The sequence below is a fragment of the Stutzerimonas chloritidismutans genome (assembly GCF_038562055.1).
Classification (GTDB): domain Bacteria; phylum Pseudomonadota; class Gammaproteobacteria; order Pseudomonadales; family Pseudomonadaceae; genus Stutzerimonas; species Stutzerimonas chloritidismutans_A.
The window spans coordinates 338106-364390 of the sequence record NZ_JBCFXD010000002.1 but is presented as its reverse complement, the minus strand read 5'-3'; the positions used below and the strand labels follow the sequence as shown (position 1 = coordinate 364390).

Below are 26285 nucleotides of genomic sequence, written 5' to 3'. Positions count from 1 at the left end.
TGCAGTCTGGAACAGCGCTATTGCGAATGAGTCGAGGCTTTGTGGAGAAAGCATGGAGGGCGCTATAAGATTCAGCGCTTCCGTCTGCGAGGCTGCTCATGTCCGATCTCAACGCGCGTACTAGCCCCACCTCCTCAGCGTTGGTGCTCATCGCCGAGGACGAAGCCGAGATCGCCGACATCCTCATCGCCTACCTGCAGCGCAGCGGCCTGCGCACCGAGCATGCCAGCGACGGCCAGCAGGCCTTGGCCCTGCACCAGGCGCTCAAACCCGATCTGTTGTTGCTCGACGTGCAGATGCCGGTGTTTGATGGCTGGAAGGTGCTCAGCGAAATTCGCTCCCGCGGCGATACCCCGGTGATCATGCTCACCGCGCTCGATCAGGACATCGACAAGCTGATGGGGCTGCGCCTGGGCGCCGACGACTACGTGGTCAAACCTTTCAACCCGGCAGAGGTAGTGGCGCGGGTGCAAGCGGTGTTGCGGCGCACAAGGACAAGCGCCCCAGCGACCACGCAGATGCTGCGCGTCGGCCCTTTCCAGGTCGATCTGGACAGCCACGAGGCCAGTGTTTTTCATGATGGCCAGGCGCAACCGCTAGAGCTGACGCTGACCGAGTTCAAGCTGTTGGCCTGCCTGATGCGTGCGCCGAAACGGGCCTTCAGCCGCGCCGAACTGCTGGAGGACTGCCTGCCGGAAGGCGACACGCAGGAGCGCACCGTGGACAGCCATGTGAGCAAGCTGCGCAAGAAACTCGAAGCCCTCGATATTCAGGGCGTGCCCGCCAGCGTCTGGGGCGTGGGCTATCGCTTCGGTGTCGAGCCATGAAGCCGACACCGGGCCTGCGCCGGCAATTCATCCAGTCACTGGCGGTGATGGCATTGGGCATCATCTTCATTGCCGTGTTTGGCTCTTACGCGTTCTATGCCATCGCCGTGGCCTATCTGCCGGGCAGCATCTCCGAGACCTGGATGCCCTCACGGGTGGAGATGATCTGGATCGGCTGCACCATAATCGTTGCCCTCGGCATGGCGGTCGTCGTCGCCGTACGGCTGTCGCGACGGCTGATCACACCGCTGAACTCCGTGGCGCACAGCCTACGCGAGGTGGCCGAGGGTAACCTCACCGCCCGCGCCCCGCTGGACGACCAGGCCATGGGCGAAACCGCGCAACTGGTGCGCGACTTCAATGCCATGGCCGAGCGCCTGCAGAGCATGACGCGCGAGCGTGAGTTCTGGAACGCCGCCATCGCCCACGAGCTGCGCACGCCTGTGACCATCCTGCGCGGCCGTCTACAAGGCCTCGCCGAGGGCGTGTTCGACCCTAGCAACGAGCTGTTCGAGGGGCTGCTGCGCCAGGTGGAAGGCCTCAACCGCCTGATCGAAGACCTGCGCGTGCTGAGTCTCAGCGAAAGCGGCCACTTAGAGGTGCAACGGGTTGAGGTCAGGCTGGCCGACGAGCTGAGCACCGTGCTGCACGCCTTCGCCACGCCCCTGGCCGCCAAAGGTTTTCACCTGCATGCTGAACTGGACGCCAACATGCTGGTGGAGTGCGATGCGGTTCGCATCCGCCAGGCCCTGATGGCGCTTCTGGAAAATGCCCTGCGCCATGCCGACCCAGGCAACCTGCGGGTGCGCCTGGAGCAGGTCGACAATGACTGCCAGTTGAGCGTGGAGGACGACGGCCCCGGTATCGACAGTGCCCTGGCCGCCGAGATATTCGAAGCCTTTCGTCGTGGCGATCCTTCGCGCTCACGCAAGAGCGGTGGTAGTGGCCTGGGGCTCGCCGTTGTCAAGGCTATCGCGGAAGGCCATGGTGGGCACGCGATGTGCCGTGCCTCTGAGAGGGGAAGTTTATTCATCATCTCCTGGCCAGTCAGCACGCAGGTTGCTCAGCGATAGCCAGTTAATACCCTGTTCGCAATTGCGCCGGAAAGCGGACCTTCGTCACTCCAATTCGCGCTGGATGTCACCGTCATCAGCAGTCCTGGTCTGTATATCCATACAGATAATTCTTGCCTGACGGGTCTTCGCTGCGCATGCTAGCCGGCATGGCAAACGACCCAGTGACATCGTGATGCGGCTGTTTCTCTGCGAAAAACCTTCTCAGGCCAAAGATATCGCTCAGGTGCTTGGCGCCACGCGGCGTGGCGATGGCTGCTGGATTGGCGCGAGCGTCACCGTCACCTGGTGCATCGGCCATCTGCTGGAAACCGCGCCTCCGGACAGTTACGACGCGCGTTACAAGCGTTGGGTGCTGGCTGATCTGCCGATCATGCCCGAGCGCTGGAAGATGCTGGTCAAGCCCAAGACCGCCAGCCAGTACAAGGCGGTGAAACGGCTGCTGGGCGAAGCCAGTGAACTGGTGATCGCCACCGACGCTGATCGCGAAGGCGAGATGATCGCCCGCGAGTTGGTCGAGCACTGCCGTTACCGCGGACCAATTCAGCGGCTATGGCTGTCGGCGCTGGATGACGCTTCGATTCGCAAGTCGCTCGGCGCATTGCGCGCAGGTGCTGACACCTTCAACCTCTATCAATCGGCGCTAGGGCGCTCTCGGGCGGACTGGCTGATCGGTATGAATATGAGCCGGTTGTTCACCTTGCTCGGGCGGCAGGCCGGCTATCAGGGGGTGCTGCCGGTGGGTCGCGTGCAGACGCCGACGCTGCGCCTGGTGGTTGACCGTGATCGCAGCATCGCCGACTTCGTACCTCTGCCGTTCTGGGCCATTGAGGTTCAACTGCTGGGAGAGGGCGTGCCGTTCGCTGCGCAATGGCGAGCAGCGCAAGACTGCTGTGATGATCAGGGCCGCTGCCTCGACCAGAATCTCGCGAAGCGGGCGGCAGAGGCGATGCGGCAAGCGGGGGAGGCGAGGCTGCAGTCGCTCAAGACCGAACGCATGCGCGAAGCGGCACCGCTGCCCTTTGATCTAGGTACGTTGCAGGAACTCTGCTCGAAAAAGCTCGGGCTGGGCGCTCAGGAAACGCTCGATATCGCCCAGTCGCTTTACGAAACCCACAAGCTGATTACCTATCCGCGCAGCGACTGCGGCTATCTGCCGTTGAGCCAGCACAGCGAGGCGTCGGGCATTTTGGCCGCGTTGGCGCAGGCCGATCCATCGCTCGGCGAGCTCGCACCGCACCTCGAACCCCGGCGTAAGTCGCGCGCGTGGAACGACGCCAAGGTCGGTGCGCACCACGGAATCATTCCCACGGCCGCAGCTCGCGCCTTCGCACGGCTGTCGGGCAAGCCGCTGGCTGTCTATACGCTGATTCGTGCGCGTTATCTGGCGCAGTTTCTGCCCGCGCATGAATACGATCGCACCCAGGCGGATTTTGACTGTGCTGGCCAGGCCCTGCGGGCCGTCGGCAAACAGATCGTCGAGCCGGGCTGGAGGCGCGCCTTGCCCGAGGCGCTGGCGTCCAATCGCGGCCATGAGGCGCCAGGGCCGCAGACACTTCCCTCGTTGCGTGAGGGGCAGATATGCCCGATCCACGACCTGACCTTCAAGGACCTCTGGACCCAGCCGCCCAAGCCCTTCACCGAAGGTGATCTGATCAAGGCGATGAAGAACGTGGCCAAGCTGGTGGACGATCCCAAGCTGAAGCAGAAGCTCAAGGACACCACCGGCATTGGTACCGAGGCGACCCGCGCTGGGATCATTCAGGGGTTGCTCGACCGCGGCTACCTGACCAAGCAGGGTAAGGCATTGGCGGCAACACCGGCGGCCTTCAGCCTGATCGATGCAGTGCCGCGTGCCATTGCCGACCCCGGCACCACGGCGATCTGGGAGCAGGCGTTGGACATGGTGCAGAACGGTGAGATGAGCCTGGATGAGTTCGTCAGCAAACAGTCTGCATGGATGAGCAAGCAGGTCGAACGGTGCAAAAACGTTCGCCTGACCATCAGCGGACCGGCCGTGCCAGCCGGTCGCGGCGCACCCTGGAAAAAGCGCAAGGGCGCGGGCCGCAAAGCCGCCCCCAGGAAGCACCGCGCTGCGAAGTCACCCAGCCCCGCCTGACGGTCCGCTAACCGGCAAACCAGATCTGCATGAGGTAATAGCAGGCGCTACCCAGCGCCGCCGTGAAGATCAGCCCCAGCCGTGTCGCCACAGCGATGCCCGCCACCAGCGCCAATGCAACGGTGGCGGCGAGTGGTGCCTTGGCGGCCTCGCTGTAGAGGATGTACACCGCGAAGTTGACGAACACGGCGGTTGGCAGCACGCGCTCAAGGATGCGACGGGTCGCGTCGCTCAGGTCGAGCGTGACGAACACCGGCAGGATGCGAACCAGGCAACTGGTGGCGAACAGCGCCGCAACGGCCAGCAGCACGGACGTGTTCACGAGCGCACCCGCGCCAGTACGAAGGTGGCGAGCAGCACGCTTGGAATCCAGAAATACAGCGGCCCGAGCAGCATGATCAGCGCCACGGCGATCAGCATGCAGAGCGCGACGGCCAGCAACAAACGAACCTTGCTGACGCTAAGTTGGGGCAGGCGCGAGTGGAGCTGGCTGGCAGAGAGGAACATCAACACGACGCTTGCCGGGAAGCCAAGGTTCAGGTCGGCGGCGAGCCAGTTCGCCGGGATCAGGTTGCCGATGAGCGCACCGGCCACGCCGGCAACCACCCAGGTGAGGAACAGCGTGGCGCGGATCACGGTCAGCGATGACCAGTTGTCCTGTTCACTTTCGGTGGCATAGGCCTCGTCACCCAACATGTGCGCGAGGACTGCGCGTAGGCTCCAGGTTCGCGGCAGCCGTGAGGCCGATGCATAGGCGATTGGCAAGTAGCGACTGTTGATCGAAGCGGTGAGCAGTAGCATGGTGATGAAGTCGGCGCCGGAATCGGCCAGCGGCAGCACCGCAAACTGACCGCTGCCGGTGAACCCCAACAGGCCTATCAGGGCGACTTCCAGCGCGCTCCAGTCCGAGCGGCCGGCCAGCACGCCAAACAAGAGGCTGACCGGGATGATCGCCAGCGCTGCGGGCGCGACCCGGCGCAAGGCGTCAAAGGGTCGGTATGCGGTGGCTTCCATCTGTCGCTGTCCTTGATGGCTCGAAGGGTGCGCTCATCGCACCGGGCCGAACAGTCTAGCACCGGGTGCTTCGTTGCTTTCTTGGCTGTGGTTGCCAGCAAGCGGGAGTCCGCCTGGTTGTCCATCGCTCGAGCAGGTGTGCCCATTCGCGTTTAGAATGCGCGCGCCTTTTTCGAGACGATTGAACATGCAGCCAGATGCCCTCGCGACCCTCCAGCAGCACCTCAGCCAAGCCTTGTCCCAGGTGCCGGACGAAACCCGCCGGCTCTTTCATGGGCGCGGGCGCTGCTGGGCTGGGCTCGAGCACATCACGGTGGATTGGCTGCAGGGCGTTGTGCTGGTTTCACTGTTCCGAGAGCCAGCTGCCGAAGAACTGGAGGCGCTGATCGGGATGCTGTCGGCGTTGACCGAGGCAGAACCTTGGCAGTCGAGTGGAGCGCATACGCTGTTGCTGCAGCACCGCTACCTGGCCGACAGCCGTATGCAGCCGCTGCTTGGAGAGCCGCCCGAGGAGTGGGTGATCACCGAGGATGGCCTCCGCTACAAGCTCGATCTGGGCATCAAACAGAACAATGGGCTGTTTCTCGACATGCGCTACGGCCGACGCTGGGTCCGCCAGCAGGCGGGCGGCAAGCGTGTGCTGAACCTGTTTGCTTACACCTGCGGGTTCTCCGTGGCGGCTATCGCTGGTGGCGCCGAGCAGGTGGTCAATCTGGACATGGCGCGCGCGGCGCTGAGCCGCGGGCGCGACAACCATCGGCTCAATGAGCATGACCTGAGTCGGGTCAGTTTTCTTGGCCACGAGCTGTTCAAATCGTGGGGAAAGGTGAAAAAGATCGGCCCTTACGATCTGGTCATCATCGACCCGCCGTCTTTCCAGAAGGGCAGCTTTGCGCTGAACCGCGATTACCAGAAGATCCTCAGACGTCTTCCTGAGTTACTGACCGAAAGCGGGACGGTGCTGGCCTGCATCAATGACCCGGACACTGGACCAGATTTTCTTGTCCAGGGGATGGCGGCCGAAGCGCCGGAATTGGTGTTTCAGGCGCGCCTGGAGAACCCGCCGGAGTTCCCCGACATCAGCCCCGACAGTGGTCTCAAGGCTTTGGTTTTCACTCGCGGCCAGTCCTAGGCAGCGGTTCAAACCTGGGGGCGCGCAAGTGATCAGGGTATCCCTGAACCTATCTCTCTGCGAACTGCAGGCTTTGCACTGGTTGAACCTGTGCTCGCATTGCCACTGCTGCTTTGCGTCGAGATGAATCAGGACATGAAGAGGGGATATTTTGCCGTCCATCCGTCGGGGCGGCAGTTGGTCCGCTGTGTCGAGGATCGGTAACCGGCTCAAAAACGCCAGATTGAAACGAAACTGCCGGGCCAAGGCCGGCAGTTTCGCGTGTAGCGGTATTAGTGTTGCGTGACGATTGCCATGTTGTGGAAGCCTGTCTGGCTGATCAGTGCGTTGTTGCCCACACCACTCTGAATGGCCAATGCCTCGTTTCCTACGCCATTCTGCGCAACCGTAGCCTGAAGGTTGTCGCCATGCTGGGAGACGATGGCATCGTTGCCGTAACCGAACTGGTTGACGTCGGCCAGGTTGTATTCGCCGTCCTGGACGAGATCGACGTCATTGTTGGCGACGCTGCTGGAGCCGGTGACGCGGTTCCCGGTCCCATTCTGGACGGCGACAAGCGTGTTGCCGACACCCGACTGATCGAAATCTAGCGAGTTGCTCCTGCCGTGCTGATCGACAGTGGCGTCGTTATAGCCACCGTGCTGATCGACGGTGGCGATTTGGTTGCGGCCATCCTGATCGATTACGGCAGCGTTGCCGACCCCGTACTGGCTGGCATTTGCCGTGTTGCCGTTGTTCTTCTGAGCTACATCGGCATGGTTCTCGTTGCCTTGCTGGTAGACGAATGCGTTCTGATTGTTGCCGCTTTGGTAGACAGTCAGGTCGTTGTAGTCACCGCTCGAATAGGTATAGGCCTCCTGGCTTAAACCTGTTTGATTTACATGGGCATCGTTGCCGGTGCCGACCTGCTCGACTTCGGCGACCGAGCCAACACTCCATTTCTGGACAACCTTGGCGTCGTTCTGTCCACCCCGCTGATCAATCAGGGCGCGGTCGCCGGAGCTGAAGGACTGGCTGACGGTCGCGTCGTTGGAATCGCCGTTTTGGTACAGAGCGGTTTTGCTGCCACTGGCTGCGAACTGGTAGCTGGCCCCAGCGTTGCCGTGACCTTTTTGCTTGATGAAGGCTTCAACGTCATAGGTGCCGTTCTGTTCGGTAATGGCAACGTTGTGGCTTCCCTCCTGACGCTGTTCGGCGCTGCTGTACACCACGCTACGCTGGCTGACACTGGCGTCGTTGCGATGCCCATTCTGCACTTGCTCAGAGGTGCCGTTCACAACCAGGCTCTGGTCGACGTCCGCCTTGTTGAAGTTGCCGGCCTGGGCTTGCATGGCTGAGGAGTAAGAGGACTGGGTCTGCTCGACCATCGCGTCGTTGCCCCAGCCGCTCTGCACCTGCTTGGCCATGTTGGAACTGCCGAAGCTTTGGGTTACCTCGGCAATATTGCTTACTCCATTCTGGCGTTGTTCGGACGTGTGGTCGGCTGCCATAGCCTGAGCGGCGGCAACGGTCAGCAGGGCAGCTACAAGGGGTTTGATCTTGAACATTGTTGTATCTCCATGGAATGTTTTCAGCGGTACTTCCTGGTGGTGCTTTTTTAGCGGTACTGGCGGACCAGTGCGCTCAGACCTTGGCCATGCTGCGTGACGCTGCTGCAATGCCCAGTGCCGGTCTGTTCGATCTGCGCGTCGTTATACGCGCCGTACTGTTCAATGCGGGCCTTGTTGTAGCTGCCCGATTGAACAATCAATCCCTGATTGTGGCTGCCGTACTGCTCGATGGACGCTTCGAGCGCATAGCCGCTCTGGAGGATGAAGGCTTCCAGTGCGTTGCCGGTCTGTGTGATGTCCGCGCTCAGGCTGTCGCCGGTCTGAGCGACGAGCGCCAGATTGCGGCCGGAGATGCCGGTTTCTGTTTGTGGCAGTGCGATCGCTTGGGATCGGCTGGAGGCGATTTCGTCAGGCGCCAGATCGAGCGAGGTCGGAAGGCTGGCGGCCAGAAGGGCGGGGCTGGCTAGTGCTGCGAAGAGCAGCGGCAGCAGCGCTTTGCAGGCAATCCTTTGCGCGTTAAACATCAGTCATCCCTGGTTAAGTCGCGGTAAGTCATCCTGACCTAAACCGCGACGTTGCAAATCCATCGAATGGCTGAAACCGTTTCGTTTGCTAGGGATTGACGGAGGTGCTGAGGTATTTCGCCAATTGAGCCTCGACTGCTGGTGTGCTGTCGGCGGTTTGCCACAGGCGCCGATCGACCCCTTGCGCGATGAGGTGGGCGACGGCCGCCTCGATGGCTGACAGCACACAAAGCTGCGCCGGTTCGTTGGTGGTGTAGCCGGCCTCGGCTTCGAGGAGTTCTTTGAATTCGATGAACTTGTAGACGTTGGCGCTGCGTCCGATGGAATAGATCGTCTTGGTGGTCATCACGTTGGACAGCACCTGGCCGCTGCGTACGTCGATGGCGCGCAGGTTGACCGTGACCTGATCGACCCGATATTCCTGCGATACCCCAATGCCCAGATAGCGAGCACCTTGCCCGCCACTGCGCACGTTGGTTTCGTAGGCGACAATGGCGCCTTCCATGATGATGTTGGCGGCGAGCAGCGATGGCAGTTCGGATTGAATATTTGGCGCCACGTCCGGTTTGGCTTGCGAAGCCCGAATGATCTTGCGCTCGGTCAGCACGTTCTGCAGGCCTTCACGCTCAAGCACGATGAACCAGCCGCTGGCCTGCATGGCATCGACCAGCATGCTTGCTGCGCCCTGGGTTACTGCTGTTGAGAAGGAGGAGGCCGGGCTGGGCTTGTACTGCCCGGTCTGGTCGCGAAAGCCGTAGACCGCTGCCACGAGTGGGCCTCGCGGGCGGGGCAGCTCAAGTAGATCTTGATAGGTCGAGGTACGCGGCGTGAGTGTTGGGGTTTCCTGGTCTGCCGACATTGGCTCGCGTACGGCGCAGCCTTGTAGAACAGCCATCATCCCGATGGCTATAAATAGGCTTCTCATGGCCTTTCTCTCCCTGGTTATTGCCCAATGATGATTTCTGAGATTTCACCGGTCACTCGATCGGTAATTTCGACGATCAGTAAGCCAGCATCGCCGTTGTAGGCCCGAACGAAGAAGTCCGTGGTCGTGAGCGAACCGGTTTCGCCTGCTTGCGCATCCCTAAGCAGCTCACTCAGCAGGCTTGATTCGAGCTGACTGGTAAGGCGCTCCAGATCTGAAGGCCGCTCATAAATGGAGCGGTCGATCGCATCTGGATCCTTCTTGTCGTTCTGCGCCTGGGCGCTGCCCAGCAGCCACGCACCGTTGAGGGGGCTGCCGCCAAACGATGGATTGACGGGGGTATAGACCAGTTCGGTGGCACTGAGGCCGGAGCTAAGCAGCAATCCGGCCAGGAAGACGCCGGTGATTTTTTGTTGTGGCCGGTTCATAACTCATCCTTCGCGAGGTCAATGGTGTCTTCGAATAGTGCTTCGACTTTCCTACGGTTTATCTCTTGCAGCACGAAATCCGCCGCTTCATAGGCGGTTTGCTCCATGTCACTGACGTTTGGTTGCAAAAAGCGGCGATACAGCGGCTGATTGTTCTGCTCCACCCAGACGAGAATTCCCCAGCGCGCCGAGGGGCGTTCCTTGACGGCCAGGTTGAAATCCAGCGCGCTGGTGTCGTTCAGACGTTCACAGAATTTGCGGTAGAACTCCTGTCCGGATCGGGAAACCGTGTTGTTGGTGATGAATCCCTTCAGTTCGGCTTCATCGGCACAGGCCTGGATGCTGAACAGCAGCAGCAGGCCTAGGCACGCCGCCCTCATATACCGGACTCGCCGACGTGCCCCAGCACGAGCGACGCGCCCTGCGCGCGGTTGGACGCGCCCAGCTTGCCCAAGGCGTTATGGATATGACTCTTGATCGTATGGGTGCTCAGATGGAGGGATTCGGCGATTTCAGAGTTCGAAAGGCCTTTTCCGGCAAGCGCCAGGATTTGTTTCTCCCGTACCGACAAGTCGTCGATGGCGCGCGAAGCGTGGGTCAGCTGACGGTAGCGGCCCAATAGCTTCTCCATCAACGCTCGGGGTAACCAGTCGCCGCCCTCAAGGATGACGCCGACGCCGCGGCTGAAGTTGGTGCGACTGGCGTTCGGGTAGAACACACCTTTGATCCACGGGTGCTGAACCAGCAAGCGACGCGCCTGATCGACCGGGGCATTGACCAGCGCCGTCGGCGTATCCCGCAATTGACGAAGCAGGCGCAGGCATTCCTCGTGTGCAAAGCTGCAGACATCGAGTAGAACCAGATCGGCATCGGTAATCCCTGAACGGAACATGTTGCTGCGAGTGAGGCGAGCCTGTGGGCAGCCCTGTAAATGCTGATGGAGCAGGGCGTCCAGTTCCTCGCTGTCAGACAGCAGGGCAAGACGAGTGGACGAGGCGAGCACCGCAGTGGCTTCATCGAACATACGCATATCCTTTGCAATGAGATCTATCTAGGAGCGCCCGTGATCCTCGCGGGACTGGCGCTTTGACATTGTGTGAAGAAAGGTAGTTCAGAGTGGTGACAAAAAAAAGTCGTAAACGAGAAGTGGTGCCTGTTTTCCGACGAGCCGCATTTGATAAACGCGCGTGGCCGATTGGCTTTCGAGAACAGACTGAACTAGATTCAATCTCCTTTTTTCAAATCGAGCAGAGCAGGTAAATGCCAGAGCCGACGTTTTGGTTAGTGTTCTTTTCGGCTGCGCTGGCGCTGAATGTGTCGCCTGGCCCCGACTTGCTGTTCGTTCTGTCGCGCACGCTGTCCGGCGGCAGGCGGGTCGGGGTGGCCTCGGTATGTGGCGTCTGTAGCGGAGCGTTGGTGCACGTCGCGGCCGCTGCTCTGGGGATCTCAGCCATCATGGCCACCTCGGCGTTGGCCTTTGCTGTGGTCAAGTACGTGGGGGCAGCCTATCTGCTTTACCTCGGTGTTCAGGCGTTGCGCTCTGCCGGAGCCACCGCATCGTTCAACCTCGAAGCGGCGCCGAAAGTCAGCGTTTGGCAGGCTTATCGTCAAGGCATCCTCGTGGATGTCCTCAACCCGAAAGCGGCCATTTTCTTCATGGCATTTCTGCCACAGTTCGTTCGACCCGACCATGGTGCTGTGGCGCTGCAATTGTTGATATTGGGTGTGCTGGTGGTGCTAGTGGCGGTCGTCGTGGAATGCGCCATGGTGTTCCTGGCGGCTCGGGCAAGTTTGGCACTGCGCACTAACCATCGTTTGAGTCTGTGGCTCGACCGCGTGCTCGGCTCGGTGTTAATCGCGCTGGGTATCCGTCTCGGCTTGGCTGAGCGGGCGTAAGCAACAAGCCACTGCATGGGAACGTCAGCGCCTGTTTCGGTCTGAAGAGTATGCGGTGCGCTTTTATAGACGCAGCCGCAGCAACCGTAAAGGAGCGCTCATGTCTCGGTACAGCAAGAACACCACGTCCAATCTGATTCCCTGTCTGCGCTATCGGGATGTGCCCGCGGCGCTGAAATGGCTTTGCCAGGTCTTCGATTTCGAGCAGCAACGTGTGATCGAGGATGCGCAGGTCGGCGTCATTCATGCCCAGCTCAGTTTCGGCAGCGGCATGTTGATGGTCGGGCCGGTAGCGGATTCGGAATACGGCCGCCAAGTGAAACAGCCGGATGAGGTGGGAGGCCTCTCTACTCAGAGCATCTACGTGATCGTCAACAGTGCCGACGCCCTTTATACCAAGGCCAAGGCGGCCGGCGCCGAGATTGTCATCGAGCTCAAAGACCAGGATTACGGCGGGCGTGGTTTCAGCTGCCGCGACCTTGAGGGCCATTTGTGGAACTTCGGCACCTATGATCCCTGGGCCGAGCCGGTTGCCGAGCAAAACGCCCCACAAGGAGACTGCTGATGCGTAGCCTCAAGCTAGCCGATGGCGCCAGCGTTCCCCTGGTTGGGCAGGGCACCTGGCACATGGGCGAGAATCCCGCAGAGCGTGGCAATGAGATCGCTGCGTTGCGGCGGGGTATCGAGCTGGGCATGACTCTGATTGATACCGCAGAGATGTACGCTGAAGGCGGTGCCGAAGAGGTGGTCGGCGAGGCGATCCGCAGCTGCCGCGACCAGGTGTTTCTGGTCAGCAAGGTCTACCCCCATAACGCCAGCCGCAAGGGTGTTCCTGAGGCCTGCGAGCGCAGCCTGCGTCGTCTCGGTACAGACTGCCTCGATCTCTACCTGTTGCACTGGCGCGGCCAATACCCGCTGGCGGAAACGGTTGAGGCGTTCGAGCGTTTGAAAGAGGCGGGCAAGATTCGCCGTTGGGGCGTATCGAACCTGGATCTGGATGACATGCGCGAGCTGGATGCGCCGGACTGTGCGGTCAATCAGGTGCTCTACAATCCTCAGGAGCGTGGCATCGAGTTTGATCTGTTGCCCTGGTGCCAGGCGCAGGGCATGCCGGTCATGGCTTACTGTCCGCTGGGGCAGGGCGGAGGCCTATTGCGTCATCAGGCCATACTCGACATTGCCCGGCGGCATGGTGCGGAACCTGCCCAGATTGCGCTGGCATGGTCGCTGCGCCAGCCGGGGGTGCTGGTGATTCCCAAGTCATCAAACCCAGCTCATGTGCGGCTAAACGCCAGCGCAGCGGAGCTGACATTGAGCGCCGACGACCTGGCGCTTCTCGACAAGGCTTTCCCGCCGCCCTCCCGATCCCAGCCTTTGCAGATGGTCTGAAACTTAGCGTCGCGCGTGGCGCGGGGGAATGTTTGCCTCGCCGTGGGTGTCAGCTTATGACTGACAGCAAACCGGAGAAGCGAACATGAGCGAATCCAGACTCGACGGCGTGGTGGTGGTCATCACTGGCGCCTCCAGCGGTATTGGCCGTGCCACAGCGCAAGCCTTTGCGCGGGAGCAGGCCCGAGTCGTCCTGGCTGCGCGTGACGAGGAGGCGTTGCACGAAGTGGCTAATGAGTGCCGAGCCCTGGGCGCCGAGGCACTGGTGGTGCCGACGGATGTGACGCGCAGCGATTCGGTCGAACAGCTCGCCAGCGCGGCGGCCGAGTTCGGTCGAGGCCGTATCGATATCTGGATAAACAACGCCGGGGTTGGTGCAGTCGGTGCTTTCGACGAGACGCCGCTGGATGCCCACGAACAGGTCGTGCAGACGGATCTGATCGGCTATCTGCGCGGTGCCCATGTTGTTCTACCGTATTTCAAACAACAGAACGGCGGCGTGCTGATCAACACGCAGTCGGTGGGCAGCTGGGTGCCGCAGCCGTACGCAGTGGCCTATTCAGCCAGCAAGTTCGGACTGCGCGGGTTTTCCCATGCGCTGCGGGGTGAGCTGGCGCGGTGGCCGGGAATTCATATCTGCGATGTGTACCCCTCGATGGTGGATACCCCCGGTTTCCGGGACGGTGGCAACTTCGCAGGCCGCTCGCTGCAGCCACCGCCACCGCTTTGTGATCCGCGCCAGGTGGCCGATGCGATGGTCAGTCTCGCCCTGCATCCGCGGCACACGACATCGGTGGGGCTGACCGCGACGTTGCTTCGCTTTGCGCATTTCATCACGCCGGGTTTCGATCGGTTGTCGGGGCTGCTTACAGGCGCGGCGCTGGGGCGTGCCGAGCGTGTCGCGCCGTCTTCCGGCAACCTCTTCCACCCGGCGCTGGGCGAGCGTCGTATCGATGGTGGCTGGCGCAGCGACGAGAAAGGTCAGCACGGTTTGCTCCTGGCGAGTGGCATTGCCGTCGCGGGTGTGGTCGGGCTGCTGTTGGCACGCCGACGCCGTTAGCACTGCTTCGTGCCGGCGGCGGCTAGTCTGCCGTTGCCGGTAAGCAGTCCAGAGAACCAAGATCGCGCCTCATGTCCTGCAGGCGCTGATCGATATGACGACGCTGGGTCGCGTCGGCCGTCGCGTACAGGTCGACAATCAGGTCGATTGTGGCCTGTTCCACAGTCGGAAAGGCGGCACGATAGGGCGCGGTCCAGTAGACCTCGCGATCTTGGAGCAGCCGAGCAATACGTTCGTCAAAATTTGCCTGGTCCCGATTGCGAACGGCGTCGACCATCGAACGCTGCCACTGCGCACGATTATCGAGCCAGAGCTGATTCTGCTCGTTGAGCGCCTCAGCCCACTCATGGATGCGTTGGCGCTGAGCCGCAGTGACCTTGCCTAGCCATTGCTCGACGCGCTCTTGCATGCGGCTGGTGCGCTTATCGATTTGCTGGTCCAGCGGCGGTTTCAGGTACTTGTCCTCGCGCTCCTGGCGATCTCTCTCGAACTGTTCGTCCAGCTCCTCTACCTGCCTGTCATCAAGGTCGCGCAGCAGTTGAACGGTGGTCGGTGTGATTTCCAGCGCGATCGTCTGAATGGCCTTCTGGACGGTCTCGTAGTGCTCTCTGAGTGCGGGTTCATCCAGCGAACCCTGGCGAACCTGTGCCTGTAACTGCTCGATGAGATCCAGATAGCCAGGCAGCTGAGTACGGCAGTGCCAGCTGATGTGCTCGCGCAGCTGCTCACGAAAGCGCGTCCGCTGGTCACGGTTCATGTCCAGGTAATCGTTGAGCGACCAGGGAATCAGCAGGTCCAGATTTCGGTAAGCCAGATTCATGCGGCTGCAGCCGGACAGTACGACGGCACACGCCAGCAGGATCAGAATCGTTTGTCGTACAAGCGTCTGACTGATCTGCATCGCAGCCCTCGTCTGGTTGTGTCGAGATGTCTGAACGGGTTTTGGTTGCGCTGTTCAATAGAGCCGCAAGCGCCTCGTCAGTTCGAGGCGAAACAGCAACGGCTTGTTTTTCTGCGAGAAAATCCGCGCGGTTGTGGTCTTAGATCAAGAGAGCAGCGCAAGCGCGACGCTCAAACGCTGACAGTTACTCGCGGAGGTGGATATGCAACGCAGGATCAAGCATCTGACCGGAGACGATGTACCTCAGGGCTGGCGTCCAACCTGGGTCACCTGTTGGGTGGTCGAGATCGATGGCCAGACGATTGCCGGGCCGTACGCCACCGAAGCGGAAGCGCAGGCGGTGCTGGATGGTGAACAGGACCCCAAGATTTCGCAGACGCCTACGCCACAGTGATGTTCGTCAGAGGCACCGACTAGCGCACGGGTCGTCTCTCTCCGGGATTGGCGGAGGCGGCTCGACGAGCTGGGAAACCAGCTCCAAGGCTTTGTCGAACGAAGGATAGCCACTCTGCGCAACGTCCAGCCCGGCGTAGGCTTGGCGATATTGTTCCGCTTTGACGGCGTTGCGCTCATTCAGCAGGTAGGGATCTTGATAAATCTTGTAAAGCAGCGCCACCGCGTGCGGATGACCCTTGGCGCGGGCCTGTTCCAGCAAGCGCAGGACCTGCTCGGCTTGCGGGCCCTGACGGATCAGCAGGAGGGCCTGGTAGAACTCGGTCTCGCCACGATCATCAAGCCGAGCGCTGCGCTCAAGTAGCGCCTCGGCGAGTTCATAGCCATTTTCATCGCCGATGGAAATCAGAATCTTGGCCTGCAGCAGGTCGTTCTGGTAGAGCAACCGCTCAGCGCGGCAAGCGCTATCGCTTCCAGGTTGATCACATGGCTGTGAGGCGCAGCCGCCCAGGACAACGAGCAGTCCGATCACCAGTGCGTTCTTCATTGCTGCCTTGTTCTCTCGATTGTTTAGTGGGTCAGCGCGTGTTCTGACCTGTGTGTGTCGTTTCTGTTCAGCCTGTTTCAATGCGCGGCGGCAATGGGCTGCAGTCCGTAACGGAACAGCAGGATCTGCCACTCGGGGTTCTCTGGCAAGGTTTCTAGGAAGCGGTCGAGGTACCCGATGGCCGACTGGTCAAGGGTGTCGGCGATCCACACGCGGCGATTGAACTGATACAGCGGCGTGTTCGAGACGTATAAATCCCGAAGTTTTCTTTCTTTACGGTAGTAGAGCAGGGTGGAGCGCGGGATCAGCAAGGTGCTGATACGGCCCGACATCAGTTTTTCGAGGTTTTGCAGATCGCCCTGGGCGTCTTGGCGCTTGATTGCACCGCTGGCGATTTCTGCCTCGAGCCCTTCGTATCGGTGACCAAGCACCCCACCCAAGACCAAGTTATCTAGCGATGCGGGGTTCTCATACTCAACCGGGGCGTCAGGTAACGAGACGAAGTCCTGCTGATCCGTCAGCAGCGGCTCCGACCAGGTTCCGTGAGCTGTCTGCGCGGCTGTGAACAAGCTCGGAGTGGCCCAAAGCAGAATGCCGGGCCGCTTCCGCTCCAAGCGCTTATCCAGACGCTTGCGCGGCAATTTGACCAGCTCGAAGCGAAAACGGTGGTCATTGGCGGAATCATTGTTGAGCAGTTCGACGAACGCCTGCGACAGCCCCTTGGCATCGTCGAGAACGAACGGCGGCGAAACATGATACGTCCACACCTCGATTCGTTGCTGGGCTCCGCAGACCGAGGGCAACAGGACGAGCGTCAGCAAAATGACGAGTCTGTGCATGGTGAACCTTTATCGCGCGATGGCGAGGGGCGGCGATCAGGGCCTGTGACGACGGCCTGCAGCTGGCTTTATTTTCGTTGCCATCGACATCAGCATAGCCCAGCGGCCGCAACGCGTGAGCAGTCAGGGTTATGCAAGAGACGGCTTTAGGCTAGAAGCGTTCATGTTCGCCGAGAAAACGCCACTCGCCTACCGGTAGCTTGGCCATTGACAGGCGGCCGATCCGGATTCGCTTGCAGCTGATCATCTGCAAGCCGATGGCTTCGCACAGCTGACGCAGATCGCCGGCTTGTGGCGACTTGAGCACGATGCGCAGGCGGGTCTCGTTCTGCCAGCTGGCCTTGGCTTTGGGCAGGACCTTGCCACGATGGCCGATGCCCTTGCTCAGCAACGCCAGGCCGCCTTCCTCGGGCTCGCCAGCAACTTCGACGATGTACTCCTGCTCCAGCGTGTCGCGTGGATCGGCCAGTTTGCGGAGCACCTCGCGTTGCTGGCTGAATACGACCAACCCACTGATGTCTTGCTCCAGCGGCAGAACGGAGGTCTGACGTGCAAAATGGCGTTCGCGAGGTGTCAGGCGTGAGCCGTCGCCGCTCCAGTGGCCGGCTTCGGCAAGTTGCTTCATCGCCTCGGCCGGTTCCGCTGCGGTGGGCTGGCCGGCAGGCTTGTGCAGCAGCAGCGTGACCGGTGGCAATTCGGTCGCGGTGGCGCCGGGCAGCAGCTCGATGCGCTGCTCGCCTACTTTGAAATAGGGGGTTTCGATGACGTGCCCGTCGACACTGACCCAGCCTCCCTCGATATACAGCTCGGCCTCGCGCCGGGAACAGCCGATCTGCTCGGCAAGGCGTTTGGACAAGCGTATCGGGTCAGTCATTGTGGGCTCGGGTGCTTCGGAAGGAGAAACCTGGCGAGCCACTGCAAACGGCTAAAAGCAGTGGGGGCTCGCTTAGTAGGTCGGGTGTTGCGGAGATTACTTCTTGCTGATGGTGATCTGGCGCGACGGGCCCTGAGTCTGGCCGCTGACCCCGTTAGGAATCTTTTGTACTTCGCCGCCGGCCTTCAGAAAGGCTGCCATCTGGCTAGCCAGTGATTCGCTGGTTTCGCTGGCGGGTTCGGGTTTGCGCTTGGCGGTGGTGGTCTTGGAGGCCATCGTCATCTGGTTCCTTTGGTCAGTCGAACCGGACATTATACAGATCTGACTAAATTTTGTTCGATTTTTCGCTTGAGTCGATTTTCTTCTACCCGCTTCCTGCCTGGCTCAGGTTCGCCTGGCTCGTTGCCGTAGCCTGTGTTCGGCTGCAGAACGAATGATGGCGGATGCGTTAGCAGGCTTGGGTCCCCAGCACACATGCGTCTTCGATTTTTCCCCTCCCCCGGGAGCATTCTCGTTCACATCCGGTCCACACACTATCGGGTCTGGCGAAGCGGCGGTCTGCCACGACACGAAGACAAGGCAGGGGACGCTCACGGCAAAGTTATTTGTTTCGTCATCTCCGGCCCCATCAATGGAATAAGGAGCGGAGAGTGGCGGTCGTCATCAGTGCAATCCTGTGCATCATCCTGGGCCTGGCGCTTGCCGTTGGTGGTTGGAAAATCATCGCGCTCGGCGGTACCGGGTATTTCGCGATCCTCGCAGTCGGCTTTCTGCTCACGGGCGGATTGCTGTGGGTTCGGCGTCGCGCGGCGCTTTGGGTTTATGCGCTGGTCATGCTCGGGGCGCTGGGATGGGCTATCTATGAAGTAGGCTTCGACTGGTGGCAACTGGCCCCTCGCGCCAGCATCATCGGCCCGCTTGGGTTGTGGTTCCTGACCCCCTGGATCGCGCAGCGGCTGGGTTGGCAGCACTTCGGTGCGCGTGCCTGGGGCGGTAGCGCAATCCCGCTGATGATCGCCGTGGCGCTATGGGGCGCGACGGCTCTGCACGCCTTGACCTCCGACAGCAGTGACATCAAAGGCATGCTGCCGCCACCTCTTGCTGCGGCGCCTGCAGCCGAGGTGGACTCGGCCGACGATGTGCCAGCCAGCGATTGGCACGCTTACGGTCGCACTCAGCACGGCATGCGCTATTCACCGCTCGCGCAAATCACGCCAAGCAATGTCGAGCGGTTGGAAAAGGTCTGGCATTACCACACCGGCGATATGCGACGTCCTAGCGATCCCAACGAGACCACCTACGAAGTCACGCCGCTCAAGATCGATGACAGCCTCTTCATCTGCACGCCGCACAACTTCGTGATCGCGTTGGATGCCGAGACCGGGGAAGAGCGCTGGCGCTTCGATCCGGAGGTTCCGGATTCGACCAATCGGCAGCATCTGACATGCCGTGGGTTGTCCTATCACGCCAGCCAGACCCCGGTTGAGGGGCAGGCCTGCCAGCGACGTCTCTTCATGCCCACAGCGGATGCGCGCCTGATCGCATTGGACCCAGAGACCGGCAAGGTCTGCGAATCATTTGGCGAAAACGGCGCGGTGAATTTGTGGAAGAACATGCCGAACGTCACGGAGGGTTTCTACTACTCCACCTCGCCACCGGTTGTAGCTAACGATCTGGTCATCGTCGGCGGGGCGGTCAATGACAACGTCTCGACCACCGAACCATCTGGCGTTATCCGCGCGTATGACGCGATTACCGGTGAGTTGAAGTGGAACTGGGACCCGGGCAATCCGGAGCAGACTGCACCCATCGCGCCGGGCGAAACCTACAGCGAGAGCACGCCGAACAGCTGGAGCATTTCCAGTGCCGATGAGGAATTGGGGCTGGTGTTCGTGCCGATGGGCAATCAGGTTCCGGATCAGTGGGGCGGCAACCGCAGCGAGAACAGTGAGCGCTTCTCGTCTTCCATCGTCGCGCTGGATCTGGAAACAGGGCAGCTGCGCTGGGTGTTCCAGACCGTGCACCATGATCTCTGGGACATGGACGTGCCGGCGCAGCCAAGCCTTGTCGATATCCAGACCGAGTCGGGTATGGTCCCGGCCCTGGTACAGCCGACCAAGCAGGGCGACATCTATGTGCTGGATCGTCGTACGGGTGAGCCCGTGCTGCCGGTGCGGGAGGTTCCGGCGCCGCAGGGCGCGGCTGAGGGTGACTATGCTGCCGCGACGCAGCCTGTGTCGGCACTGTCGTACGAGCCGCCGAAGCTAAAGGATTCCGATTTGTGGGGCGCGACCTTCATTGATCAGATGATGTGCCACATCCAATTCAACTCGTTGCGTTACGAAGGGCGTTACACGCCGCCTACGACGCAGGGGTCGCTGGTCTATCCCGGTAACTTCGGCGTTTTCAACTGGGGCGGCGTGGCGGTTGATCCGGTTCGGCAGATGGTGTTCAGCGCACCGTCCTATCTGGCCTTCATCTCAACGCTGATTCCACGCGAGAACGACGAGAAGAACTATGTCTCAGATAGCGAACCGCATCTGAACGAAAATTTCGGCGCGCCTTTCGCGGTGGACCTCAAGCCCTTCGTGTCGCCGATCGGTCTGCCATGCACGGCGCCACCATGGGGTTATGTCGCGGGCGCCGACCTGCGCACGGGTAAAACCCACTGGCTGCGCAAGAACGGTACGGTGCGTGACCGGGCACCGGTGCCGCTGCCATTCGAAATGGGTGTGCCGAGTCTGGGCGGGCCGGTGATGACCGCTGGCGGGGTGGCGTTCCTCTCCAGTACGCTGGATTACTACGTGCGTGCCTATGACGTCACCACCGGTAAGCAGCTTTGGCGGGCACGGTTGCCTGCGGGTGGCCAGGCGACGCCGATGACCTATCAGAGCCGTTCGGGGCGCCAGATGGTCGTGGTCGTTGCTGGCGGTCACGGGTCGCTCGGCACCAAGGCCGGGGATTCGGTCATCGCCTACGCACTGCCGCGATAACGGCGCTGCCGCGTGCGCGCCGCAGCGGTGCGCACGCGACAAGCGGGTGGCCTGCTAGAATCGCCGCCACAGACACAGAGGAATTGTTACATGGCCGCAATCGGGCGCTTCAACAGCCTGCAAATCGTCAAGCACACCGGTTTCGGCCTTTATCTGGATGGCGGTCCGGATGGCGAAATCCTGCTGCCCAACCGCTACATTCCGAAAAACACGCCTACCGAGGTCGATGACTGGCTGAACGTCTTCATCTACCTCGACAGTGAAGACAAGCTCATCGCAACGACCGAGAAACCCAAGGTGCAAGTCGGCGAATTCGCAAGCCTCAAGGTCGCCGAGATCAACCGGATCGGGCTGTTTCTCGACTGGGGGCTGCCTAAGGATCTGCTGCTGCCTCACTCTGAAGAAAAGCGGCCGCTCAACGAGGGCGATTATTGTGTCGTTCACGTCTACCTCGATAAGCACACCCGTCGTATTACCGCCACGGCGCGCCTCGACCGTTATCTGGACAAGATGCCTGCGCGTTACAAGGTCGGCGAAGCCGTTGATCTGCTGGTGGTCGAGCCCACCGATCTCGGCCACAAGGCAATCATTAACGGCAAGCACTGGGGGCTGATCCACAAGAACGAGGCCTTCAAGTTCCTGCGTGGCGGCATCCGCGAGAAGGGCTACATCAAGGAAGTTCGTGCGGATGGCAAGATCAGCCTGAGCCTTCAACCGGTGGGCAGCGAGGCGGCTGATGCATTGCAGGCGCTGATTCTGCAAAAGCTGCAGGAAAACCAGGGCAGCCTGCCCGTCAGCGACAAGACCGCCGCAGATGAAATCGCGCGGCTGTTCGGCGTCAGTAAGGGCAACTTCAAGAAAGCCATCGGTGGCCTGTACAAGCAGGGGCGCATCATTATCCATCCCGACCGTATCGAGCGAGCCTGAGGTGTGCGGGCGGCCCAGTGGGTCGCCCGTGCCAGTTACTTTGGCATTCCTTTCCCCCCTGTTTTGCCCTGCGCCCAATCATGAATCGACGTATCGATTTGCCGACCCATCTAGCGCGGGTTTTTGAGCACCTCGCTCATCTGCCAGGTTTTGGCCTGTCTCGTCTGATCAAACACTAGCCGCTGCCACTCATCCCCGTCGCACTCGTCCGAGTTCCCATATGGAACTCGTTCATATCAGGCTGGGTCCAGAAAGGGTCGCTGGTGCTTTACAACGTGCGTTGAGACGGTCGACTGGATGTGCCCGCGAGACCTTGAGCGGCGCAACGAGACATGGCAGGCGTCTGAACGGTGCTGTTCCGAGTAGAGGCTTGGCCTGTTTCTTATTCCCCGTTGCAGTACAGCTCATGTGCGCCTGAATGCTGAGTCTTAATTCAACGGCGTGATGACAAGCTGGGCCAGCGCCGCACGGCTACACGTTGCCGCGCCAACAATAAAATCCAAGCCAAGGTCAGATTAAGCCGTCGTTCGACCGTGAATCGCACGCTTGGCGGGGCTTGCGTGCGGATGTTGACAAGATGTTTCGCCACGGGCGCACGTTCCCGGGCGGTAGCGTGCAGTAACCAGCCGGATTAGAGCCAGTGCTAGATAAAAGCTGTTGGCGCCTGGAAGGTGCCCTGCTGAGTGAATGTGCAACTGTCTAGGATATTTGCGGTCTGTTGCGTGTCTATGCCTCCTCACAGCAGCCAGGCGACGCAGCCAGAAGGTAGGTATGCACCACAATTTATCTCCGAGAAGGGATTCTATATGAGGAAGATCACGCTTCCATGCTTATCGCTGCTGTGCTTAGCGGCTACCCAGAGCTGGGCACAGAGCGAGCGCGAGCCCCGATACATTCAGCTGGGCGGGTTCGAGTTCACCCCGACGCTGGTGGTGCGAGAAAGTTACGACGACAACTATCGCGGCCTGTCGGACAACGAACAGGCATCCTGGGTCACCGGCATTAATCCAACCTTCGTGCTGGGGACTGGTAATCGCAACAGCGAATACGAACTCGAATACTCGTTCAACAGCGACATCTTCCATTCGGATTCCGAAGCCAGCAACACCGACCACCATTTGCGGCTCAGAAGCGCCATGGAGTTCACCTCCCGGCATCGCCTGACCTGGGGCCTCGCCTACCACCGCGTGGAAGAGACCGCCGACACCGAGATCAACACCGAAAACGATAAGTACAGCACCGCCGTTGCCCAGGCTGCTTATCGCTTCGGTGCCCGCACGGCTCGCAATCAGCTGGAATTCGGTACGCACTACGAGCAGCGGCGCTACCACAACAGCGGCAACATCAACGCGTCCGAAGAACGCAACAGCCTGATGTTCAACTCAGTCTGGTTCCATCGTCTGGGTTCCAAGACGCGCTCGCTCATTGAGATACGCCATACCGATCACGACTACAAGCTAAGCAGTGCGCTGCGTGACAGCACCAACGTGGCGTTGCTTGGCGGTGCGACCTGGGATGCCGGCGCGAAGACCTCCGGCATGTTCAAGCTTGGCGCCGAGCGCAAGGACTTCGATAGCGATCAGCGTGAAGACTCCACCAGCCCCATGTGGGAAATCGGCGTCACCTATAAACCCCGTAGTTACTCGGCGTTCACGCTCAATTCCCGTCGCGCCTTCGACGAGGGTGACAACGGTGCCAGCACCATTAATGACTGGACGACGCTCGCCACCTGGGATCACGAGTGGACCTCGCGTGTATCGACCGAGCTGCTCTACCGCTTTTCCGATCGCGAGTACAAAGGTATCAATCGAGACGATGAGCGCAGCGGCTACGGTGCCGGCGTGACCTGGTCGCCAGACCGCTGGGCCGACGTGACCCTGTCATATCTCAGAACGGAAAACGACTCCAGCCTGAGCTCGAGGACCTTCGACCGAAACGTTTACTTGCTGAGTTTCGACCTGAGCCTTTGAGGCCGGGTAGGACGTTAACCAGTGCCTAAGGAGGAGCCGACCATGCGCATCCCGAACATTTTCAAATTCTTTTCCGTGCTGCTGTTGCTGGCGCTAAGTGCCGGCGCCAGTGCTGCGCAATACCAGCTGGGCTCGGGGGACGTCATTCGCATCAATGTGCATGGTGAACCGGACCTGACCTTCGAAGAGATTCGTCTGACAGACGCTGGCACTTTCACCTTTCCCTTCATTGGTGAGGTGGACGCCAACGGCAAAACCCCAGGTGAAGTGCGCAACATCTTGGTCGAGAAGCTGAAGGATGGCTATCTGGTCGATCCGCGCGTATCGGTATCGGTCGCCAACTACCGCGAGTTCTACATCGCCGGTGAGGTAAAGCTTCCAGGTGGCTATCCGTTTCAGCCCGGCCTCACGCTTGACCGCGCCATCGCGCTTGCTGGCGGGCTGACCGAGCGTGCCTCGACCAAACGCATGACCATCGTGCGCGGCTCGCAAGGCAGCCGCGCGGAAGAGAAAGCCACCATGAATACCCTGGTTCGCCCTGGCGACACGATCAACATCGATGAAGGATTCTTCTGATGAATAGCCCAGTTCGCCCGGATCGACCATGGCAGCGCCCCGCTGGGCCCGCGGCTGATAGTGATTTCATAGATCTGAAAAAAATCTGGCATGCAATCTGGTCGCGCAAGTGGGGGATCATACTCCTCGTGGCGGTCGTCGCGGTGCTGACCGTTTTCCTGCTGTCGCGCATGACGCCGATCTACAAGGCTGTCGCCACGGTGCTCATCGAGAGCAAGGGCACGCCGGTGTTGTCGTTCCAGCCGGCAGCCGATACCCCGGTTGAGCTCAGCGAGTATCTGCAGACACAGCTCAGCCTGATGCAGAGCCGGGGCGTTGCCGAGCGCGTCGTCCGCGATCTGAATCTGACCGAACACCCCGAGTTCGATCTGCGACAGCAGCCGGGCCCGCTGGTCGATGTTGGCGCTCTGATCGATATGGTCACAGGCGAAGAGCCAGAGCCGATCACCGAAGCGCAGGTCATGGATTACGCCACCCAGCAGTTCATGGAGCGTACGTCAGTGTGGGTCGAGGGCAAGAGTCAGCTGGTTTATCTGTCCGTATCCATGGCGGATAACCTGACTGCCGCTCAGGCCACCAACCGGTTGGCGCAGGCCTATATCGAGGCGCAGCTGGAAGCGAAGGTCGACATGTCGATGACGGCTGCGAGCTGGATGAATGAACGCCTGGTTTCGCTGCGTGAGAACCTGCAGGCTTCGGAAGATCGCCTTCAGGCCTATCTCGATGCGGAAGGGCTGGTCGACCTCGATGGTGTAGGCACTATCAGCGCCAACGAGCTGTCGCTTACTGGTGATCGCATGATCGATGCGCGTCGTCAGCGTGCCGAAGCCGAAAGCCAGTACCGCCAGGTCGAGTCCATGCGCAGCCAGGGCTGGGAGCGTCTGGCCAGCGTGCCGGCCGTTCTGGGTCATCCGCTGATCCAGCAGTTCAAAGCTGACCAGGCCCATGCCCGTTCGCGTGTCGAAGATCTTTCGCGTCGCTACGGCAACCGCCACCCGGCAATGGTTTCTGCTCGGTCAGACCTCAATGCGGCCACCGCCAGCCTGAAACAGCAGGTCGAGCAGGTCGTCGCGAGCATCGAGCGTAACTATCAGCTGGCCGTCGCCAACGAGAACTCCTTGAAGGCTTCCTTCGACGAGAACAAGGGCCGGATTCAGGATATTTCCCGCAAAGAGTTTAAGGTGCGTGACCTGCAGCGTGAGGTCGAAAGTGATCGTGCGCTCTACGACACCTTCATGACCCGCCTGCAGGAAACCACCGCAACCTCGGATCTCAGCTCTACAAATGCTCGGGTAGTCGATGCAGCCATCCCGCCAACCGAGGCCAGCGCGCCAAACAAGAAGCTGATCTTGGTGGTGGCGTTGTTCCTGGCACTGGTGCTGGGTATCGCCCAAGCGATCATCCGCGAAATTCTCGACAACACCTTCAAGAGCTCTGAAGAGGTCGAGTCCAAGCTGGGTCTGCCTGTCATGGGTATCGTCCCGCAGGTGCCACGCAAGCTGCGCAAGGAAGTCAGCCATCTGTTCGAGCGCAGCGGTGACAAGCGGTTCTGCGAAGCGGTACGGACCATCCGCACCAACCTGCTACTGACTGAGGCAAGCCAGCCTCGTCAGGTACTGGTGATCACCTCGACCGCACCGGGCGAAGGTAAGAGTTCGGTATCGGCCAACCTCGCGTTCGCCATGGGCCAGCTGCATCGCGTGCTGTTGATCGACGCCGACTTGCGTCGTGCGACCCTCGACAAGGCGTTCGACTTCAAGCCGGGCACGCCGGGCCTGGTGAACCTGATCGGCGGCAACGCCAAGCTTGAGGAGTGCATTCAGACCGTTGGCAACGTCGACATGATCGCTGCCGGTGCGGTGCCCTCCAATCCGCTGGAGCTGCTGTCTTCACCGCGTTTCGCCAAGCTGCTTGAAGTGGTCAAGGGTCGCTACGACCGCATCATCATCGACTCGCCGCCGAGCCAGGCGGTCAGTGATGCGGCTGTGCTGTCCACGCTCGCTGATGCGGTGATCTACGTCGTCAAGTCCGATAGCACGCTGATCCCTCACGTGCAGAAAGGGGTGAGCCAGCTGCAGAACAGCAACGCGCCGGTCACCGGCGTGGTGCTCAACTACGTCGATATCGAGAAAGCCAAGAAGAACGGTCAGTTCCGTGGCTACTACGACCATTACGGATACAGCGAGCCACAAACGGTCTGACGACCGGCTCGTCAATCCTTTACCGGGGTGTGTCCAACCATGCGATGGACACACCCCGGATTGACTATCTGCCCAAGCGAAAAAATTGCGCCACGGCCACCGAAAAGGGTCGCGCCGAGGCACGCCT

Annotated in this window: 27 protein-coding genes; 14 read left to right on the top strand and 13 right to left on the bottom strand. The window is 60.7% G+C overall.

The window, feature by feature from the left end:
* The first annotated feature begins 98 nt into the window (after positions 1 to 98).
* The 3 genes from AAGW23_RS05145 to AAGW23_RS05135 all read left to right on the top strand — a co-directional run bounded on the left by AAGW23_RS05145 (position 99) and on the right by AAGW23_RS05135 (position 4019).
* Positions 99 to 827 (top strand): response regulator, encoded by a 729-nt coding sequence (locus tag AAGW23_RS05145; protein ID WP_342405270.1) that lies wholly within the window; start codon positions 99 to 101, stop codon positions 825 to 827.
* Positions 824 to 1900, top strand: coding sequence for an ATP-binding protein (locus AAGW23_RS05140; protein ID WP_342405269.1), 1077 nt, complete (start codon positions 824 to 826; stop codon positions 1898 to 1900). Before AAGW23_RS05145 ends, AAGW23_RS05140 begins: the two co-directional genes overlap by 4 nt.
* A gap of 175 nt (positions 1901 to 2075) precedes the next feature.
* Positions 2076 to 4019 (top strand): DNA topoisomerase III, encoded by a 1944-nt coding sequence (locus AAGW23_RS05135; protein ID WP_342405268.1) that lies wholly within the window; start codon positions 2076 to 2078, stop codon positions 4017 to 4019.
* Between the two features lie 7 nt (positions 4020 to 4026).
* Here the strand turns inward: AAGW23_RS05135 and AAGW23_RS05130 are convergent, their stop codons facing one another.
* Positions 4027 to 4341, bottom strand: a complete 315-nt coding sequence (locus tag AAGW23_RS05130; RefSeq protein WP_342405267.1) for a hypothetical protein — start codon at positions 4339 to 4341, stop codon at positions 4027 to 4029.
* On the bottom strand, positions 4338 to 5033 hold the full coding sequence (locus tag AAGW23_RS05125) for an AzlC family ABC transporter permease (protein WP_342405266.1): 696 nt from the start codon (positions 5031 to 5033) through the stop codon (positions 4338 to 4340). Before AAGW23_RS05125 ends, AAGW23_RS05130 begins: the two co-directional genes overlap by 4 nt.
* Positions 5034 to 5220: 187 nt before the next feature.
* Here AAGW23_RS05125 and AAGW23_RS05120 point away from each other — a divergent pair, with 187 nt between their 5' ends.
* Entirely contained in the window at positions 5221 to 6165 is a 945-nt protein-coding gene (locus AAGW23_RS05120) for a class I SAM-dependent methyltransferase (protein WP_342405265.1), read from the top strand.
* A 272-nt stretch (positions 6166 to 6437) separates the two neighbouring features.
* On the opposite strand, the gene AAGW23_RS05115 is transcribed toward AAGW23_RS05120, so the two are convergent.
* The 6 genes from AAGW23_RS05115 to AAGW23_RS05090 all read right to left on the bottom strand — a co-directional run bounded on the left by AAGW23_RS05115 (position 6438) and on the right by AAGW23_RS05090 (position 10616).
* Positions 6438 to 7712: a hypothetical protein gene (locus tag AAGW23_RS05115; RefSeq protein ID WP_342405264.1), complete on the bottom strand. Its 1275-nt coding sequence runs from the start codon at positions 7710 to 7712 to the stop codon at positions 6438 to 6440.
* Positions 7713 to 7762: 50 nt separating this feature from the next.
* On the bottom strand, positions 7763 to 8239 hold the full coding sequence (locus tag AAGW23_RS05110; protein WP_342405263.1) for a curli production assembly protein CsgB: 477 nt from the start codon (positions 8237 to 8239) through the stop codon (positions 7763 to 7765).
* A gap of 88 nt (positions 8240 to 8327) precedes the next feature.
* Positions 8328 to 9164 carry a CsgG/HfaB family protein gene (locus tag AAGW23_RS05105; protein WP_342405262.1) on the bottom strand — a complete coding sequence of 279 codons (837 nt, stop codon included), beginning with the start codon at positions 9162 to 9164 and terminating at the stop codon, positions 8328 to 8330.
* Positions 9165 to 9181: 17 nt separating this feature from the next.
* Positions 9182 to 9592, bottom strand: a complete 411-nt coding sequence (locus tag AAGW23_RS05100) for a curli assembly protein CsgF (protein ID WP_102835836.1) — start codon at positions 9590 to 9592, stop codon at positions 9182 to 9184.
* The gene (gene csgE / locus AAGW23_RS05095; RefSeq protein WP_148926585.1) at positions 9589 to 9972 is read right to left on the bottom strand and encodes a curli production assembly/transport protein CsgE; all 384 of its coding nucleotides are present in this window, start codon (positions 9970 to 9972) and stop codon (positions 9589 to 9591) included. The genes AAGW23_RS05100 and csgE overlap by 4 nt, the downstream gene beginning before the upstream one ends.
* Positions 9969 to 10616: a response regulator transcription factor gene (locus AAGW23_RS05090; RefSeq protein WP_319300332.1), complete on the bottom strand. Its 648-nt coding sequence runs from the start codon at positions 10614 to 10616 to the stop codon at positions 9969 to 9971. Before AAGW23_RS05090 ends, csgE begins: the two co-directional genes overlap by 4 nt.
* A 236-nt stretch (positions 10617 to 10852) precedes the next feature.
* On the opposite strand from AAGW23_RS05090, the gene AAGW23_RS05085 reads away from it, so the two are divergent.
* From AAGW23_RS05085 to AAGW23_RS05070, 4 genes are all read left to right on the top strand, one after another.
* Entirely contained in the window at positions 10853 to 11488 is a 636-nt protein-coding gene (locus AAGW23_RS05085) for a LysE family translocator (RefSeq protein ID WP_319300331.1), read from the top strand.
* 100 nt (positions 11489 to 11588) lie between these two features.
* A complete protein-coding gene (locus tag AAGW23_RS05080; RefSeq protein ID WP_102835840.1) occupies positions 11589 to 12053 on the top strand; it encodes a VOC family protein in 465 nt (154 codons plus the stop codon).
* Complete coding sequence (locus tag AAGW23_RS05075) at positions 12053 to 12877, top strand: aldo/keto reductase (RefSeq protein WP_342405261.1); 825 nt, start codon at positions 12053 to 12055, stop codon at positions 12875 to 12877. The genes AAGW23_RS05080 and AAGW23_RS05075 overlap by 1 nt, the downstream gene beginning before the upstream one ends.
* Positions 12878 to 12962: 85 nt before the next feature.
* Positions 12963 to 13937, top strand: a complete 975-nt coding sequence (locus AAGW23_RS05070; RefSeq protein ID WP_342405260.1) for an SDR family oxidoreductase — start codon at positions 12963 to 12965, stop codon at positions 13935 to 13937.
* A gap of 22 nt (positions 13938 to 13959) precedes the next feature.
* On the opposite strand, the gene AAGW23_RS05065 is transcribed toward AAGW23_RS05070, so the two are convergent.
* Positions 13960 to 14838, bottom strand: coding sequence for a DUF6279 family lipoprotein (locus AAGW23_RS05065; RefSeq protein ID WP_319300329.1), 879 nt, complete (start codon positions 14836 to 14838; stop codon positions 13960 to 13962).
* 202 nt (positions 14839 to 15040) lie between these two features.
* Between AAGW23_RS05065 and AAGW23_RS05060 the strand changes: the two genes are divergently transcribed.
* Positions 15041 to 15232 carry a hypothetical protein gene (locus tag AAGW23_RS05060; protein ID WP_319300327.1) on the top strand — a complete coding sequence of 64 codons (192 nt, stop codon included), beginning with the start codon at positions 15041 to 15043 and terminating at the stop codon, positions 15230 to 15232.
* A 6-nt stretch (positions 15233 to 15238) separates the two neighbouring features.
* On the opposite strand, the gene AAGW23_RS05055 is transcribed toward AAGW23_RS05060, so the two are convergent.
* The 4 genes from AAGW23_RS05055 to AAGW23_RS05040 all read right to left on the bottom strand — a co-directional run bounded on the left by AAGW23_RS05055 (position 15239) and on the right by AAGW23_RS05040 (position 17767).
* Positions 15239 to 15778 (bottom strand): hypothetical protein, encoded by a 540-nt coding sequence (locus AAGW23_RS05055; protein ID WP_319300326.1) that lies wholly within the window; start codon positions 15776 to 15778, stop codon positions 15239 to 15241.
* Between the two features lie 77 nt (positions 15779 to 15855).
* On the bottom strand, positions 15856 to 16617 hold the full coding sequence (locus AAGW23_RS05050; protein WP_342405259.1) for a PAAT family amino acid ABC transporter substrate-binding protein: 762 nt from the start codon (positions 16615 to 16617) through the stop codon (positions 15856 to 15858).
* Between the two features lie 151 nt (positions 16618 to 16768).
* Entirely contained in the window at positions 16769 to 17491 is a 723-nt protein-coding gene (locus AAGW23_RS05045; RefSeq protein ID WP_319300320.1) for an RNA pseudouridine synthase, read from the bottom strand.
* A 96-nt stretch (positions 17492 to 17587) separates the two neighbouring features.
* Positions 17588 to 17767: a hypothetical protein gene (locus AAGW23_RS05040; RefSeq protein ID WP_019342315.1), complete on the bottom strand. Its 180-nt coding sequence runs from the start codon at positions 17765 to 17767 to the stop codon at positions 17588 to 17590.
* Between the two features lie 374 nt (positions 17768 to 18141).
* Here AAGW23_RS05040 and AAGW23_RS05035 point away from each other — a divergent pair, with 374 nt between their 5' ends.
* The 5 genes from AAGW23_RS05035 to AAGW23_RS05015 all read left to right on the top strand — a co-directional run bounded on the left by AAGW23_RS05035 (position 18142) and on the right by AAGW23_RS05015 (position 26158).
* Positions 18142 to 20484 (top strand): glucose/quinate/shikimate family membrane-bound PQQ-dependent dehydrogenase, encoded by a 2343-nt coding sequence (locus AAGW23_RS05035; protein ID WP_319300318.1) that lies wholly within the window; start codon positions 18142 to 18144, stop codon positions 20482 to 20484.
* A gap of 90 nt (positions 20485 to 20574) precedes the next feature.
* Positions 20575 to 21411, top strand: a complete 837-nt coding sequence (locus AAGW23_RS05030) for a CvfB family protein (protein ID WP_148926574.1) — start codon at positions 20575 to 20577, stop codon at positions 21409 to 21411.
* A gap of 806 nt (positions 21412 to 22217) precedes the next feature.
* Positions 22218 to 23381, top strand: a complete 1164-nt coding sequence (locus tag AAGW23_RS05025) for an outer membrane beta-barrel protein (protein WP_128119522.1) — start codon at positions 22218 to 22220, stop codon at positions 23379 to 23381.
* A 42-nt stretch (positions 23382 to 23423) separates the two neighbouring features.
* The gene (locus AAGW23_RS05020) at positions 23424 to 23957 is read left to right on the top strand and encodes a polysaccharide biosynthesis/export family protein (protein WP_148926573.1); all 534 of its coding nucleotides are present in this window, start codon (positions 23424 to 23426) and stop codon (positions 23955 to 23957) included.
* Positions 23957 to 26158: a GumC family protein gene (locus AAGW23_RS05015; RefSeq protein ID WP_148926572.1), complete on the top strand. Its 2202-nt coding sequence runs from the start codon at positions 23957 to 23959 to the stop codon at positions 26156 to 26158. Before AAGW23_RS05020 ends, AAGW23_RS05015 begins: the two co-directional genes overlap by 1 nt.
* Positions 26159 to 26285 lie beyond the last annotated feature (127 nt).